We start from the raw sequence: 14,801 nt of genomic DNA, 5'->3' as shown, positions 1-14,801 counted from the left end.
TCTAAGACTGCCATGCCGGTGCCCGGGGCCCCGCATCGGCGTCCGGCCCGGACGGCCGCCCGCGCCGCCGCGGCCCCGCCTCAGGTCACGTCCGGGGCGGCCCTGCTCAGGGTCTCCACGGTCCGCCGCGCGCTCGGGCCCAGCAGGGCCGACGCCTCCGTCCCCGCCTGCGCCAGCCAGCGCGCCACCAGCGCCCCGAAGGCCGGCTCGGACCGGGCCAGCTCCACCGTGCGGCGCTCGAAGACCGCCGGCCCGCCGGGCGCACCGAGCAGCTGCCGCCCGGTGCGCCGCAGCAGCTCCCGCGTACGGTTCTCCGGGCGCGCGGCGGCCCCCGCCGCGACCGCGCCCAGGAACGCGTCGAGCACCCGCGGGTCGGTCTCCTTGCGCAGCAGTACGTCGGCCAGCTCGCCCCGCAGCGCGTACGAGGGCTCCCCGCCCGGCGCGGCCAGTACGGCGGCCAGCTCGGCCCGTACCTCCGCCGGGGCGGACCGCAGCAGGTCCAGGACCAGCGGGCGCAGCACGGGGCCGGCGGCCGGGCCCTGCTCGAGGCGCCGGTCGACGAAGGCCGCGGCGTGCGGGGCGTCCTCGGGCCGGTGCGCGAGGTGCTCGCGTACGAGGTCCCCCGCGCGCCGGGCCAGCCCGGGCGTGGTCAGCGCGGCCAGCGCCCGCACCACCTCCCCGTCGGCCCGGGCCCGCAGGGCGTCGAACACCGCGTCGGGGTCGGGCAGTACGGGCAGGGCCGCGACCAGCGCCGCCGCGGGCAGCCGGGAGCCGTGCTCGGGGGCGCGGAAGCAGGCGAGGGCGTCGGGCAGGTAGCGGCCGCGCACCTGCGGGTCGCGCAGCAGCGTCGCCAGGGCGCTGCCGTGCAGGGCGCCGTCGGCGGGGCGGGCGAGCAGGGCCTGGGCGGCGTAGCGCAGCAGCTCGCGGTCGGCGGGGGTGCGCACGTGCGCGGCGGTGGCGAGGCCGTACGCGGCGGCCGCGACCCGCCGTCCGGGCCGTTCGTCGTGGGCCCAGCGGTCCACGGCCCGGCACATCGCGGAGGGCTCCTCCTCGGCGAGCACGGCGAGCAGTTCGTCGGCGCGGGGGTGCGCGGCGGTGACGAGGGCCTCGGTGAGGTCGTCCACGGCGAGCCGGCGGTGGGTGTGCAGCAGGGCCTGGGCGGCGGTGGCGACGGTGGCTCCGGGCCGGCCGCGCAGCCGGCGCCCGTCGGAGAACCAGGCGCAGAGCAGGGGCTGCGCGAGCCGGGGGTCCCGGGTGAGCCGGCGGGCGGCGGCGTCGAGGTAGCGGTCGCCGGGGACGGCCTCGGCGGGGTCGGCGGGCAGCAGCCGGCGCAGCAGGTCGAGGCGGTCGGGCTCGGGCAGCCGGAGCCGGTTCCAGAACCGGCCGCCGAACTCCCCCGGGCCGGCGCGGGCCACGTGCTCGGCGAGGGCGTGCAGGACGGGCAGGTGGGGGCGGGCGTCGGGCGCCCGCAGCAGGGTCTCGCGCAGCAGCCGTGCGGCCCACCAGATCCGGTCCGGGCCGGCCGCGGCGGGCCCGTCCTCGGCGAGGGCGTCCTCGGCGAGGGCGTTGAGGCGGTGGACCAGGCGTTCGAGCTCGCCGCGCAGGCTCTCGGCGGGCAGTCTGCGCAGGGCCTCCAGGACGGGCCCGATCCGGTGCCGGGGCACGGGGAGGCCCGGGGCGGCGGGCCGGTGGACGAGGGCGGCCAGGGCGGTCGGGACGTCCAGGTGGAAGGCCTGGATCCAGTCGGACAGCTCCTCGTGGGCGAAGCGGTAGCCGGGTCCGGCGGGCACCAGCAGCCGCTCGGTGAGCACGGCGGAGGCCCAGCCGGTGCGCCAGGGGAACAGTTCCTCGAAGTCGGTCCGGGCGAGGGCTCCTTGGCCGGGTCCCAGACAGCGGCGGGCGGCCTCGTGGATCCGGCCGGCCACCCGCGCGGCGAGCCGTCGCACTCCGGGGCCGTGCACCCGTGTGCCCGCGGCGTGGTCGGCGGCGATGCGGACCGCGGCGCGCAGGCACAGCAGGTCCAGGTGGGCGGCGAAGACCTCGTCACGGCCGGGGCGGCCGGCCGTGACCTCGGCGGCGCGGATCCCGGCGAGCAGGCGCAGGGTGAGCGGGTGGCGGGCGTCGGCGCTGCGGACGGCGCCCTCGGGGATGCCGAGGCGGGCCCGGGCGGTCTCGGCCTCGGCGGCGGTGAGGTCGCCGAGCGGGAGCGCGGGCGGCATCCGCCGGGCCGGGCGGGCGGGGGCGTGGAGCACCTCGGGCGGCCAGAGCGCGCCGGCCCGCTCCCAGTGCTCGGGCCGGGCGGCGACGGCCAGCCGGGCTCCCGTCGCCCGCAGCCATCCGACGGTGGCCTCGGTCCAGGCGCCCAGTCGGTGCGCCAGCTCCGGCGGCATCTCCTCGGGTGCGTCGAGCACGACAAGCAACGCCCGCCCGGCCGCCCCGGCCACACCCGCCACCTGCCCGCCATCGACGGACACGCCTCCCGCGACGTCCGCGCCGAGGCCGGCGCACACGTCCGGCCCGGTCGGCGCGGTCCCCGCGGACCTCGGGGCCGGCACCGGCCGCCCGAACACCCCGGACTCAGCACCCGACGCGACCGGCGCGGCCCACACGGACGCCCCGGACACCCCGGCCGCAGCGGCCTGCCCGGACCCCCCGGCCGACACGCCCCGACCAGCCGACAGCGACGACGGCGCCGCCCATGCACCCGACGCGGGCTCCCCGACCGACCCGGACGACGCGGCCGATGCGGCCGACCCCAGACCCCCGACCCACCTGGGCGACCCGACTGGCCCGACCGACCCGGGATCCCCGACCCACCCGGCCGACCCAACCGACCCGGTCGACGCAGCCGACCCGGGATCCCCGACAGACCCAGCTGACCCGGAATGCCCGACCGACCCGGCCGACCCGGCGGCCCCTGCCGACCCGGGAACGCCAGCCCACCCGGGCGACCCGGCTGCCCCGGCTGCGTCTGCCGACCCCGGAACCCCGGCCGACCCGGGCACCCCGACCAATCCGGCTGACCCTGCCGACCCGGGCGACCCGGGAACCCCGGCTGACCCGGCTGCCCCTGCCGACCCGGGAACGCCAGCCCACCCGGGCGAGCCGACCGACCCATCTGACCCTGCCCACCCGGCCGACCCTGCCCCCGCCGACGGCACCGGTCCCCCGGACGGCCCGCAGGTCGTTGCCTGCGCCGGGCCGGGCCGTGGGGGCGCCCAGGCGGGGGCGGGTGTCGCGGGTGTCGTGTTCGTCGGGGGTTCGGCGGTGGCGATGCGGGCCGCGGTGGCCAGGGCTCGCGTCACCGCGTCGGCCAGCGAGGTGTCCGCTGCCGTCAGGTCGGCTCCGCGCAGCCAGAGCGTCGGGGCGGGACGGAGTCCGCCGGCCCGGCGTACGGCCAGGGCCGCGAGCGCGGTGGTGCGACCGGTGCCCGGTTCGCCGACCAGGCCCAGGACGAGGCGGTCGCCCGCCGTGAAGGCGTCGAGTTCGGCCGCGGTCCCCGGCCGTTCCACGGGTGCGAAGCCTGGCTCGGACGCGGACGGGGGGAAGGCCGCGGCCACCGTGGTCCCGGTCAGCTCCAGGACTCCGGCGAGGTTCAGGTCCGGCCCGTACGCGGGCACGGTCGAGGCGTTGCGTTCCAGCAGGGCGGCCAGCGGGCCGGCCGGGTCGGCGCCGGCCGCCGCGCGCAGGGCGACCGCGAAGCCCCCGGAGCGGTGCTCCGCCCGCAGAGCGGTGCCCAGGACGGCGAGCACCGCTCCCGTCCCGGCGTCGAGGACCGGGCCTCCGCAGGCCTCGCCGCCCTGGCTCAGCGCGTCCCGCCCGTCCGTCCCGATCGCCAGCTCCACCGCGGCGCACGCGGGCACGGCGTGCGGTCCGCCCGTCGCCGGGTAGGTGACCTCGGCGCCGCCGAGCACCCGCGCCTGCCGCCAGCCCCGCGCGGGCAGCCGTACGTACGTCCCCGGGGCGATGGCCTCGCGCACCGCCACCGGCAGCGGCCGCACCCCGAGCCCGTCGGTCCGTACCAGCGCCAGCGCCAGCTCCGGCAGGGCGGTCACGTCCCCCGCCTCGGCCAGCCAGGTCCGTCCGGCCGGGCCCGGCGCGTGCAGCACCACCCGGCTCAGCCCGTCGACCGCCTCGTGGCTGGTGACCACCGTCCCGCGGTCGTCGGCGACGAATCCGCTGCCGCGCGCCCGACCGGCGAGATCGCAGATTGTGACGAGCTCCGCCATGGCCGCACCACTCCCCCGCAACGCCCCGTGTGCACGACGGTAGGCAGGTGAAGATCAGCGCGAAAAGCACGTGAGGCGAACGCGCCCCCTTACGCTCCCTCCATTCACTCCGAGCGCCTGCTCGGACGGGTGAATAACGGGGTCCGGGTGGATAGACACCTACCCGAGGGGGGTCGTGGAGCGGTGAGCGCCGAGGATTGCGCGCTCACCGCTCCACGTCAAAGCCGCTCCACGTCAAAGACCGCTCCACGTCAAAGACCGCTCCGCTTCAGCGGTCGGCGCGTCAGACGAAGACCGCGAGGGACTTGGCCTTGCCGCCCTTGCTCTCCACGAGCCCGAGCAGCGTTCCGTCCGGTCCGAAGACCGCGACGGTCCGGCCGGCCTCGTAGGCGTCGGGCATCTCGATCCGCACGCCGTTGGCGAGCAGCGAGGCGCGCCGCGCGTCCAGGTCCCAGCGCGGGAAGGCCGCGGCCGCCGCCTCGCCGATCGGCATGACGGTCAGCTCCTCCTGGAGCTGGTCCAGGGTGCGCGCCCGGTCGAGCTTGTACGGGCCCACCCGGGTGCGCCGCAGCGCGGTCAGGTGCCCGCCGACGCCGAGGTCGGCGCCCAGGTCACGGGCCAGCGCCCGGATGTACGTACCGCTGGAGCAGACGACGGAGACGACGAGGTCGACGACCTTGGTGCCGTCCTCGGCCTCCGCCTCGCGCATGTCGTAGACCTGGAAGGAGGAGACGGTCACCGGACGGGCCGGGATCTCGAAGTCCTCGCCGTCGCGGGCGCGCTTGTAGGAGCGCACGCCCTTGATCTTGATGGCGCTGACCTTCGACGGGACCTGCATGATCTCGCCGGACAGCTTGGCGATGCCCGCGTCCACGGCGTCCCGGGTGACCCCGGTGGCGTCCGTGGAGCTGGTGATCTCGCCTTCGGCGTCGTCCGTCAGGGTGTTCTGGCCCAGGCGGATCGTGCCGAGGTACTCCTTCTCCGTGAGCGCGAGGTGGCCGAGCAGCTTGGTGGCCTTCTCGACGCCCAGGACCAGCACGCCCGTCGCCATCGGGTCGAGCGTGCCGGCGTGGCCGACGCGGCGGGTCTTGGCGATGCCGCGCATCTTGGCGACCACGTCGTGCGAAGTGAAGCCGGACGGCTTGTCGACAATGACAAGGCCTCCCCCAGCCTCCGGCCGGGAGGTGCCCCCAGGAGTCTTCCCTGCGTTGGTGCTCATTACGCGGTTGCGTCCTCGTCGGAGTCGTCGTCTTCGCCCGGCTTCTTGTACGGGTCGGCGTCGCCGGCGTACTTCGCGCCGGAGGACACCTCGCGCACCTGGGCGTCGGAGGTCCGCGCCTTCTCGAGGAGGTCCTCGATGGTCTTGGCGTTCTCCGGGAGGGCGTCCGCGACGAAGGTCAGGGTGGGCGTGAACTTGGTGCCCGCCGCCCGGCCGACCGCGGAGCGCAGTACGCCCTTGGCGCTCTCCAGGCCCGCTGCCGCGCTGGCCCGGTCCTCGTCGTCCCCGTACACCGTGTAGAAGACCGTGGCCTCCCGCAGGTCGCCGGTGACGCGGGTGTCCGTGATGGTCACGTGCGTACCGAGGCGGGGGTCCTTGACACCACGCTGCAGCTTCTCCGCCACCACCTCCCGGATGAGGTCCGCCAGCTTCTTCGCCCGCGCATTGTCGGCCACTGGTCCGTCTCCTTCTTTTCTTGCAGACAAGCAATCAGTCTTCATCACCGTGGAGGCGCCGTCGTACGGACAGCAGCTCCACTTCCGGACGCGCCGCGACCAGCCGCTCGCAGCGGTCCAGTACGTCCGAGAGGAACCCCGCGTCCCCACTCACCAGGGCGACCCCTATGCGGGCCCTGCGGTGCAGGTCCTGGTCGCCCACTTCGGCCGCGCTCACGGAGAACTTGCGTTGGAGCTCGGCGACGATGGGCCGGACGACGGAGCGTTTCTCCTTCAGCGAGTGGACGTCGCCGAGGAGCAGATCGAAGGACAGAGTCCCCACGTACATGCAGTTCCGGATGTCCCGCCGGTGCGGGTTCGATGGCCTGCCGGGCCGTCACCCGGCAGGATCACCCGTCCGCCGCGCGGCCGGGTCATCAGAACCGTACACGCAACGGCCGGGGCCGATCGACGGATATTCCGCCGACCGGCCCCGGTGTCACAGCTCCTACGACACGGTGCGAACCGCCTCGCGCTTACGCGCGGGGCTTCTCGCGCATCTCGTACGTCGCGATGACGTCGTCGATCTTGATGTCGTTGAAGTTTCCGAGGTTGATACCACCCTCGAAGCCCTCGCGGATCTCGGTGACGTCGTCCTTGAAGCGGCGCAGACCGGAGATGGTGAGGTTCTCGGCGATGACCTTGCCATCGCGCAGGAGCCGCGCCTTGGTGTTGCGCTTGACCTCGCCGGACCGGATGAGGACACCGGCGATGTTGCCCAGCTTGGACGAGCGGAAGATCTCGCGGACCTCCGCCGTACCGAGCTCGACCTCTTCGTACTCCGGCTTGAGGAGACCCTTCAGGGCCGCCTCGATCTCCTCGATGGCCTGGTAGATCACCGAGTAGTAGCGGACGTCGACGCCCTCGCGCTCCGCCATCTGCGCGGCACGGCCGGCCGCACGGACGTTGTAGCCGATGACGATGGCGTCGGAGCCCATCGCCAGGTCGATGTCGGACTCGGTGACCGCACCCACACCGCGGTGCAGGACGCGGATGTCGACCTCTTCGCCGACGTCGAGCTGGAGCAGCGAGGACTCGAGGGCCTCCACCGCACCGGACGCGTCGCCCTTGATGATGAGGTTGAGTTCCTGGACCAGACCGGCCTTGAGGACCGAGTCGAGGTCTTCCAGGGACACCCGGCGGACACGCTTGGCGAAGTTGGCGTTGCGCTCGCGCGCAGCACGCTTCTCGGCGATCTGACGGGCCGTACGGTCCTCGTCGACGACGAGGAAGTTGTCGCCGGCGCCGGGGACGTTGGTGAGACCCAGGACCAGGACGGGGGTCGACGGACCCGCTTCCTCGACGTTGTTGCCCTTGTCGTCGAGCATGGCGCGCACGCGGCCGTAGGCGTCGCCCACGACCATCGTGTCGCCGACGCGGAGGGTACCGCGCTGGACGAGGACGGTGGCGACGGCACCGCGGCCGCGGTCGAGGTGGGACTCGATCGCAATACCCTGAGCGTCCTGCTCCGGGTTGGCGCGCAGGTCGAGCGAGGCGTCGGCGGTGAGGACGACGGCCTCGAGCAGGGAGTCGATGTGCAGACCCTGCTTGGCGGAGATGTCGACGAACATCGTGTCGCCGCCGTACTCCTCGGCGACCAGGCCGAACTCGGTGAGCTGACCGCGCACCTTGGTCGGGTCGGCACCCTCGACGTCGATCTTGTTGACCGCGACGACGATCGGGACGCCGGCGGCCTTGGCGTGGTTGAGCGCCTCGATCGTCTGCGGCATGACGCCGTCGTTGGCCGCGACCACGAGGATCGCGATGTCGGTCGACTTGGCACCACGGGCACGCATGGCGGTGAACGCCTCGTGACCGGGGGTGTCGATGAAGGTGATGCGACGCTCTTCGTCGTTCACCTCGGTGGAGACCTGGTAGGCACCGATGTGCTGGGTGATGCCACCGGCCTCGCCCGCGACGACGTTCGTCTTGCGGATGGCGTCGAGGAGGCGGGTCTTACCGTGGTCGACGTGACCCATGACGGTGACGACCGGCGGACGCGGCATGAGGTATTCCTCGCCGCCCTCGTCCTCGCCGAACTCGATGTCGAAGGTCTCGAGGAGCTCGCGGTCCTCCTCCTCCGGGCTGACGATCTGAACCTGGTAGTTCATCTCGCCCGCGAGGAGCTGGAGGGTCTCGTCGGAGACGGACTGCGTGGCAGTGACCATCTCGCCGAGGTTCATCATGACCGCGACCAGCGACGCCGGGTTGGCGTTGATCTTCTCCGCGAAGTCGGTGAGGGACGCACCGCGCGACAGGCGAACGGTCTCGCCGTTGCCGCGGGGCAGCATCACGCCGCCCACGGACGGGGCCTGCATGGCCTCGTACTCCTGGCGCCTCTGACGCTTCGACTTGCGGCCGCGACGGGCCGGACCGCCGGGACGGCCGAAGGCGCCCTGCGTGCCACCACGGGCACCGGGACCACCGGGACGCCCGCCGAAGCCGGGACGACCGCCGCCACCGGCACCGGCCGGACCGCCGCCGAAGCCGCCGCCACCGGGACGCGGGCCGCCGAAGCCGCCACCGCCGCCGGGACGCGAGCCCGGACCGGCCGGACGGCCGGCGAAGCCGCCGCCCGCGGGACGACCGGCGCCACCGGGACGCGGACCGCCCGCACCGGGACCACGGCCACCGGGGCCGCCACCGGGACGGGGACCGGGACCACCGGCAGCGGGACGCTGCGGCATCATGCCCGGGTTGGGACGGTTACCGCCGGGAGCACCGCCCGGACGCGGGGCGCCGCCCTGCGGACGGGGCATGCCGCCCGGGGTGGGACGGGCGCCGCCGGGACCCTGCGGGCGCGGAGCGCCGCCGGGACCGCCCTGCGGGCGCGGAGCACCCTGGCCGCCGCCGGCGCCGGGGGCACCGGGACGGGGAGCGCCGGCCGGACGGGGCGCCTGCGGGCGCGCCATGCCGGTGGAGCCACCAGAGGTGAAGGGGTTGTTGCCCGGACGGGGACCGGCCGGACGGGCGCCCTGGGGACGCGGGGCCTGCGCGCCCTGGGGGCGCGGGGCCTGGCCGCCGGGGGTGGCGCCGGCCGGACGCGGGGCGCCGGGACGGGCGCCGGGCTGACCGCCCTGGGCGGCCGGACGCTGCTGCGCCGGACGGGGACCGGGGGCGGCGGCGGGACGCTCGGTGCGCGCCGGGGCGGCGGGAGCCGCCGGGGGCGCCGAGAATTCGGTCGCCACGGGAGCCGCCGGAGCGGGCTTCGGGGCGGCCGGAGCCTTCGGGCCGGGACGCGGGCCGGATGCGGCCGGAGTCACCGGGGTGCTTGCGGCCGGAGCCTCTGCGGCGGCCGGCTTGGGGGCCGGTGCGCCGGGCTTCGGGGCAGCAGGACGTGCCGCAGCGGCCGGGGAGGGCGCTGCGGGCTTGGCGGGCGCGGCCTTGCGGGGCGCGCCGGGCTTTGCAGCGGACTTGCCGGCGTTGCCGCCGGGCCCCTGCAGTGCGTCAGTCAACTTGCGTACAACCGGCGCCTCGATCGTCGAGGACGCCGAACGGACGAATTCACCGAGTTCTTGGAGCTTGGCCATGACGACCTTGCTCTCCACCCCGAACTCCTTGGCGAGTTCGTATACCCGGACCTTAGCCACTTCGCTCCTTTTAGGTCCGGGTTACGCCGGACCGTCGCTACTTCATGGGCGTACTCATCGCGTACTCATCGAGTGCTCATCGCAATCTCGACCTACTTCCAACTCGCGAGGTACCTGACCGCACGGGGTATCCGTGCCGTACTACTTCTTACGGTGTCGCCTCGGCCTCGGGGGCCAGGGCGTTGCGCAGTCCCGTCGTGTCGAGCGCTCCGGCGGACCTGAGGGCCCGGGGGAACGCCCGGCGGCGGACCGCCTGGTCGAGACAGACCACGGCAGGGTGCACATACGCACCCCGGCCGGGCAGCGTACCGCGTGGATCGGGGACGCATTCGTCCTCGATCGCCACGATGCGCAGCAGATCGCTCTTGGCCGCTCGCTCCCGACACCCCACACAGGTTCGTTCGGGGCATGCGCGGGCTTGCGTCCGGCCAGACACGCCTAAGTCTACCTCCCCGCACCGACCCTCCCCCGACAAGTTCCGGGCGAAAATCGAACGGCTGTTGTGTTGTGGTGATCCACCGGCCGGTGTACGGCCCTCTCGGTGGTCCCTGTCTACCGCCCGGGGAACCCCGGGCGGTACCGGTTTATTCCCCGTCGCCGTCCGCGTCGGCGCCCGGGGACACCTCCGTGTCGGGACGGATGTCGATGCGCCAGCCGGTGAGCCGCGCGGCGAGGCGGGCGTTCTGGCCCTCCTTGCCGATGGCCAGCGACAGCTGGTAGTCGGGCACGGTCACCCGCGCGGAGCGGGTGTCCCAGTCCACGACCTCGACCTTGCTCACCCGGGCGGGTGACAGCGCGTTCGCGACCATCTCCGCCGGGTCGTCCGACCAGTCGACGATGTCGATCTTCTCGCCGTGCAGCTCGGCCATGACGTTGCGCACACGGCTGCCCATCGGGCCGATGCAGGCGCCCTTCGGGTTGAGGCCCGAGCGGGTGGACCGGACGGCGATCTTGGTGCGGTGACCGGCCTCACGGGCGATCGCCGAGATCTCGACGCTGCCGTCCGCGATCTCCGGGACCTCCAGCGCGAAGAGCTTCTTCACCAGGTTGGGGTGGGTGCGCGACAGCGTCACGGACGGACCGCGGACGCCCTTCGCCACCCGCACGACGTACGCCTTCAGGCGCAGTCCGTGCGTGTACTCCTCGCCGGGGACCTGCTCCTGCACCGGCAGGATGGCCTCGAGCTTGCCGATGTCGACGAGGACGTTCTTGGGGTCCTTGCCCTGCTGGACGACGCCGGTGATGACGTCGCCCTCCCGGCCGGCGAACTCGCCGAAGGTCAGGTCGTCCTCGGCGTCGCGCAGACGCTGGAGGATCACCTGCTTGGCGGTCGTCGCGGCGATGCGCCCGAAGTCCGACGGGGTGTCGTCGAACTCCTTGGGCTCCTGGCCCTCTTCGAGGTCCCTCGGGTCCTCCGTCGCCCACACGACCACGTGACCGTTGGTGCGGTCCAGCACGACGCGGGCGCGGCGGAAGCTCCCCTCGGTCCGGTGGTACGCGATGAGGAGGGCCGACTCGATCGCCTCGACGAGCAGGTCGAAGGAGATCTCCTTCTCCCGGACCAGACCCCGCAGGGCACTCATGTCGATGTCCACGGCTACGCCTCCTCTTCCTTCTTGTCCTTGCGGCTGAACTCGATCTCGACACGCGCCTTGGCGATGTCGGTGAAAGCAATGCGGCGGGCGGTCGCCTTGCGGCCCTTCACGCCCGGGACCTCGAGGTCCATTCCCTCGTCGTCGACGTCGAGGATGCGGGCGATGAGTTCCCCGCCCTCCGCCAACTGGAACTTCACGAGGCGGCCCGTCGCCCGTACGTAGTGACGGTGTTCGCTGAGGGGGCGGTCCGCGCCCGGGGAGCTGACTTCGAGGACGTACTCGTCCTCGCCCATCACGTCGGATTCGTCGAGCTGGTCGGAGACCTCACGGCTCAGCTCGGCACACGCGTCCAGCTCCACGCCCTCGTCGGAGTCCACGATGATCCGCAGCATCCGGCGCTTGCCCGCCTTGGACAGCTCGATCTCCTCGAGGTCCAGGCCCTTGGCGGCGACGAGCGGCTCCAGCAGTCCGCGCAGCCTGTCGCTCTGGGTGGTGCTCATCCGGGTGACTCCTCGGCCGCGTGTGCTGTTGTGGTTTCCGTCGTGCGTCAGGTCAAAGGGTATCCGGTCGCAGAGGGTGTTGCCGTCCTCCCTGTGGACAGGCCCCCGGGTACCGTGATCACACCTGCCCCGCCATCACCCCCCGAGGACGTCGCCCGTGCCCTGGACTCTGCCATCGAGGCCCTCGCGCAGGAGCCTGCTCGCCGGTGCCGCCGGAGCGGCCGGCGCCGCGCTGCTCACGGGGTGCTCCGACGCCGGTTCGCCCGGCACGGACACCGGGATTCCACTCGAACGGCGGATGCGCGAAGCGGCCGTTCGTGACAGTGCGCGGCTGCTGGAACGTTACGACGCGACGGCCGCCGCCCATCCGGCCCTGGCGGCCCGGCTGGCGCCGCTGCGCGCCGCGGTCGCCGCGCACACGGCGGCCTTCTCCCTCACCCCTTCGGACGCTCCGTCCCCGTCCGCTTCGGCCTCCCCGTCCGGCGGTACGGGGGCGGCCGCTCCCGCGCCGAGCGCGGAGCCGGTGCCGCCGAAGCCCGCCGACGCCCTGACCGCGCTCGCCGACACCGAGCGGAGCCTGTCGGAGGCCCGGACCATCGACCTGGCCGGGGCGCCGGGAGAGCTGGCCCGGATGCTGGCCTCGGTGGCCGCCTGCGGAGCCGTCCACGCGTACCTGCTGACCTCGCCCCCGACACCGACCCCCGGAGCCGCGCTGTGAAGCCCGAACCCTCCCCCGCCGGCCGGGCCCTGGAGGCCACTCAGGCCGCACTCGCCGCCGAGCACGCGGCCGCGTACGGGTACGGGGTGATCGGCGCGCGGACCGCCGGGCCCCGCGCCACCGAAGCCCGGGAGGCCTACGGCGGCCACCTCGCGCGGCGTGACTCGCTGGCCCGTACCGTGCGGGAGCTGGGCGGCGCGCCGCGGCCCGCGGAGGCGGCGTACGCCCTGCCGTTCGAGGTGCGCGGCTCCGCCGACGCGGAGCGGCTGGCGGCCGAGATCGAGGACCGGGTGGCGGGCGCGTACTCCGATCTGGTGCGGGCGGCGGAGGGTCCGCTGCGCCGTGAGGCGGCCGACGCGCTGAGCGCCGCGGCCGTGCGCGCGGCACGCTGGCGCGGTGTCGGCGTAGCCTTCCCTGGGCTCACCGAAAAGCGCTGAAGTGGCGAAACGGGCCCGGCACAGCTGAAAGGGACCACGCACGCATGGCTTTCGAACCGCCGCAGCGGCTTGTACGGGCGCTCGGCGAGATGCCGGAATCGGCGCAGGACGCGGAGTGGCTGGAGCAGCTGCCCAAGCTCACCGAGGCCGCGCTGTCCCGGCGCGGGGTGCAAGCCCAGCGGGTGCAGGCCCCGGGCGGCCGCAGCAGTCTGGTCGTCCTCGTCCAGTACCCCGACGGGACCCCGGCCGCGCTGAAACTGGCTGCCCCGCACGCCCGGCCCGACCGGGAACTGGCCGCCCTGGCGCACTGGGGCGGCTTCGGCGCCGTACGGGTCCTGGACTCGCGGTACCACGAGGAGGACGGGGCGCTGCTGCTGGAGCGGCTGCACCCGGAGGTCTCGCTGCGGTCGCTGCCCGACGCCAAGGCGCTGCTGGAGGCCGGCGGCACGCTGCGCAGGCTGTGGGTGGCGCCGCCCGCCGGGCACGTCTGGGAGACGGTGGCGCAGCGGACGGAGCGGCAGTCGGCGGCGCTGCGGGCGGCTCCGGCGGAGGTCCGGGCGGTGGCCGACACGGCCCTGGCGATGCGCGACGAGCTGGTCGCGGCCGAGCCGGAGGAACTGCTGCTGCACGGGAACTTCCGGCAGGGCAAGGTCCTCGCCGGCGAGCGCGCGCCGTGGCTGACGGTGGGGCCCGAGCCGGTCGTCGGCGAGCGGGCGTACGACCTGGCGCGGCTGGCCCGGGACCGGCTGGAGGACCAGGTGGCCACCTCGGCGGGGGCCGCGGGCGCCAGGCGGCGGGTGAACCGGCTGGCCGACGCCCTGGAGGTGGACCGGGACCGGCTGCGGGGCTGGACGGTGTTCAGGGCGGTGGAGTCGGGGAACCGGGCGCTGGCCGCGGGGCGGCGCCGGGAAGCGGAGCTGTTGCTGGAGTTCGCCGCCTGGTTGTAGGGCATACCGTAGGTAAGAAGGTATGTCCGGCTATGTCCGGCAGGGGGCCCTCATGGTCGAAGAACTGTTGACAGCGGGAATCGCGGCCGCGACCGGTGTCGCGGTGTACCTGGGCGCCGCCGCGCGCGTGGTGAAACAGTACGAGCGGGGGCTGGTCTTCCGCCTGGGCCGGCTGCGCAACGACATCCGGGGGCCCGGTTTCACCGTGATCGTGCCCGTGGTCGACCGGCTGCGGAAGGTCAACATGCAGATCGTGACGCTGCCGGTGCCGGCCCAGGAGGGCATCACCCGAGACAACGTCACGGTCCGGGTGGACGCCGTCGTGTACTTCAAGGTCGTCGACCCGGCGAACGCGATCGTGGCGGTGGAGGACTACCGGTTCGCCGTCTCGCAGATGGCGCAGACCTCGCTGCGGTCGATCATCGGCAAGTCGGACCTGGACGACCTGCTGTCCAACCGGGAGATGCTCAACCAGGGGCTGGAGCTGATGATCGACAGCCCGGCGGTGGGGTGGGGCGTGCAGATCGACCGGGTCGAGATCAAGGACGTGTCCCTGCCGGAGACGATGAAGCGGTCGATGGCACGGCAGGCGGAGGCGGACCGGGAGCGGCGGGCGCGGGTCATCAACGCGGATGCCGAGCTCCAGGCCTCGCACAAGCTGGCCGAGGCGGCCGGGGTGATGGCGGAGCAGCCGGCGGCTCTGCAGTTGCGGTTGCTGCAGACCGTGGTCGCGGTGGCCGCGGAGAAGAACTCGACGCTGGTACTGCCGTTTCCGGTGGAGCTCCTGCGCTTCCTGGAACGCGCCGCGCCGACCCCTGCGGGGAGCCAAGCCCCTCCCGCCTCCCCGACCGGCCCGGGCCCGTCGGCTCCGCCCTCCCGACCCCCGGCCCTGACCGAAGCCCCGGCCCCGGCCCCGGCCGACGCCGATCCCCCACCCCCGCCGGCCGACTTCGCCCTGGACGGCCCGCCCCCGCCCCCGGAGGACCCGGACAACCTCCGCGCCTAGGCGTGGGGGCAAAGACCTGGGGCTCCGCCCCAGACCCCGCGCCTCAAACGCCGGCGAGGCTGAAAT

The 14,801-nt window shown here is 74.3% G+C and carries 12 protein-coding genes; 4 read left to right on the top strand and 8 right to left on the bottom strand.

Annotated features, from left to right (window positions below; genetic code table 11):
- Nucleotides 1-80: 80 nt before the first annotated feature.
- The 8 genes from ACFWP3_RS13365 to rimP all read right to left on the bottom strand — a co-directional run bounded on the left by ACFWP3_RS13365 (nt 81) and on the right by rimP (nt 11,627).
- Nucleotides 81-4,229 (bottom strand): hypothetical protein, encoded by a 4,149-nt coding sequence (locus ACFWP3_RS13365; RefSeq protein WP_384219784.1) that lies wholly within the window; start codon nt 4,227-4,229, stop codon nt 81-83.
- Between the two features lie 283 nt (nt 4,230-4,512).
- Nucleotides 4,513-5,448, bottom strand: a complete 936-nt coding sequence (gene truB / locus ACFWP3_RS13360; protein WP_384219782.1) for a tRNA pseudouridine(55) synthase TruB — start codon at nt 5,446-5,448, stop codon at nt 4,513-4,515.
- On the bottom strand, nt 5,448-5,903 hold the full coding sequence (gene rbfA, locus ACFWP3_RS13355) for a 30S ribosome-binding factor RbfA (protein ID WP_384219779.1): 456 nt from the start codon (nt 5,901-5,903) through the stop codon (nt 5,448-5,450). Before rbfA ends, truB begins: the two co-directional genes overlap by 1 nt.
- A 34-nt stretch (nt 5,904-5,937) precedes the next feature.
- Nucleotides 5,938-6,231: a DUF503 domain-containing protein gene (locus tag ACFWP3_RS13350; protein WP_030651158.1), complete on the bottom strand. Its 294-nt coding sequence runs from the start codon at nt 6,229-6,231 to the stop codon at nt 5,938-5,940.
- Nucleotides 6,232-6,418: 187 nt separating this feature from the next.
- The gene (infB, locus tag ACFWP3_RS13345; protein WP_384219777.1) at nt 6,419-9,532 is read right to left on the bottom strand and encodes a translation initiation factor IF-2; all 3,114 of its coding nucleotides are present in this window, start codon (nt 9,530-9,532) and stop codon (nt 6,419-6,421) included.
- Between the two features lie 148 nt (nt 9,533-9,680).
- Nucleotides 9,681-9,968: a YlxR family protein gene (locus ACFWP3_RS13340; protein WP_384219774.1), complete on the bottom strand. Its 288-nt coding sequence runs from the start codon at nt 9,966-9,968 to the stop codon at nt 9,681-9,683.
- A 148-nt stretch (nt 9,969-10,116) separates the two neighbouring features.
- Nucleotides 10,117-11,127 carry a transcription termination factor NusA gene (gene nusA / locus ACFWP3_RS13335; RefSeq protein WP_384219772.1) on the bottom strand — a complete coding sequence of 337 codons (1,011 nt, stop codon included), beginning with the start codon at nt 11,125-11,127 and terminating at the stop codon, nt 10,117-10,119.
- A 2-nt stretch (nt 11,128-11,129) separates the two neighbouring features.
- Nucleotides 11,130-11,627: a ribosome maturation factor RimP gene (gene rimP / locus ACFWP3_RS13330; RefSeq protein WP_362302743.1), complete on the bottom strand. Its 498-nt coding sequence runs from the start codon at nt 11,625-11,627 to the stop codon at nt 11,130-11,132.
- 157 nt (nt 11,628-11,784) lie between these two features.
- Here rimP and ACFWP3_RS13325 point away from each other — a divergent pair, with 157 nt between their 5' ends.
- The 4 genes from ACFWP3_RS13325 to ACFWP3_RS13310 are packed head-to-tail and all read left to right on the top strand — an operon-like array spanning nt 11,785 to nt 14,735.
- Nucleotides 11,785-12,345, top strand: a complete 561-nt coding sequence (locus ACFWP3_RS13325; protein ID WP_384219769.1) for a hypothetical protein — start codon at nt 11,785-11,787, stop codon at nt 12,343-12,345.
- Entirely contained in the window at nt 12,342-12,782 is a 441-nt protein-coding gene (locus ACFWP3_RS13320; protein WP_384219766.1) for a ferritin-like domain-containing protein, read from the top strand. The genes ACFWP3_RS13325 and ACFWP3_RS13320 overlap by 4 nt, the downstream gene beginning before the upstream one ends.
- Before the next feature lie 44 nt (nt 12,783-12,826).
- Nucleotides 12,827-13,729, top strand: a complete 903-nt coding sequence (locus ACFWP3_RS13315) for an aminoglycoside phosphotransferase family protein (protein WP_384219764.1) — start codon at nt 12,827-12,829, stop codon at nt 13,727-13,729.
- Nucleotides 13,730-13,781: 52 nt separating this feature from the next.
- Nucleotides 13,782-14,735 (top strand): slipin family protein, encoded by a 954-nt coding sequence (locus tag ACFWP3_RS13310; protein ID WP_384219829.1) that lies wholly within the window; start codon nt 13,782-13,784, stop codon nt 14,733-14,735.
- Nucleotides 14,736-14,801 lie beyond the last annotated feature (66 nt).

Origin of the sequence: Streptomyces sp. NPDC058525 (assembly GCF_042719495.1) — a bacterium.
GTDB lineage: Bacteria > Actinomycetota > Actinomycetes > Streptomycetales > Streptomycetaceae > Streptomyces.
Note: the sequence above shows the minus strand (reverse complement) of the source record. Positions and strands in the feature narration are given on the sequence as shown.

What these genes read in the sequence shown, in the direction of transcription:
- rimP (WP_362302743.1), bottom strand. Translation starts at nt 11,627, where the DNA reads ATGAGCACCACCCAGAGCGACAGGCTGCGCGGACTGCTGGAGCCGCTC.
- ACFWP3_RS13350 (WP_030651158.1), bottom strand. Translation starts at nt 6,231, where the DNA reads ATGTACGTGGGGACTCTGTCCTTCGATCTGCTCCTCGGCGACGTCCAC.
- ACFWP3_RS13365 (WP_384219784.1), bottom strand. Translation starts at nt 4,229, where the DNA reads ATGGCGGAGCTCGTCACAATCTGCGATCTCGCCGGTCGGGCGCGCGGC.
- ACFWP3_RS13310 (WP_384219829.1), top strand. Translation starts at nt 13,782, where the DNA reads ATGGTCGAAGAACTGTTGACAGCGGGAATCGCGGCCGCGACCGGTGTC.
- truB (WP_384219782.1), bottom strand. Translation starts at nt 5,448, where the DNA reads ATGAGCACCAACGCAGGGAAGACTCCTGGGGGCACCTCCCGGCCGGAG.
- ACFWP3_RS13315 (WP_384219764.1), top strand. Translation starts at nt 12,827, where the DNA reads ATGGCTTTCGAACCGCCGCAGCGGCTTGTACGGGCGCTCGGCGAGATG.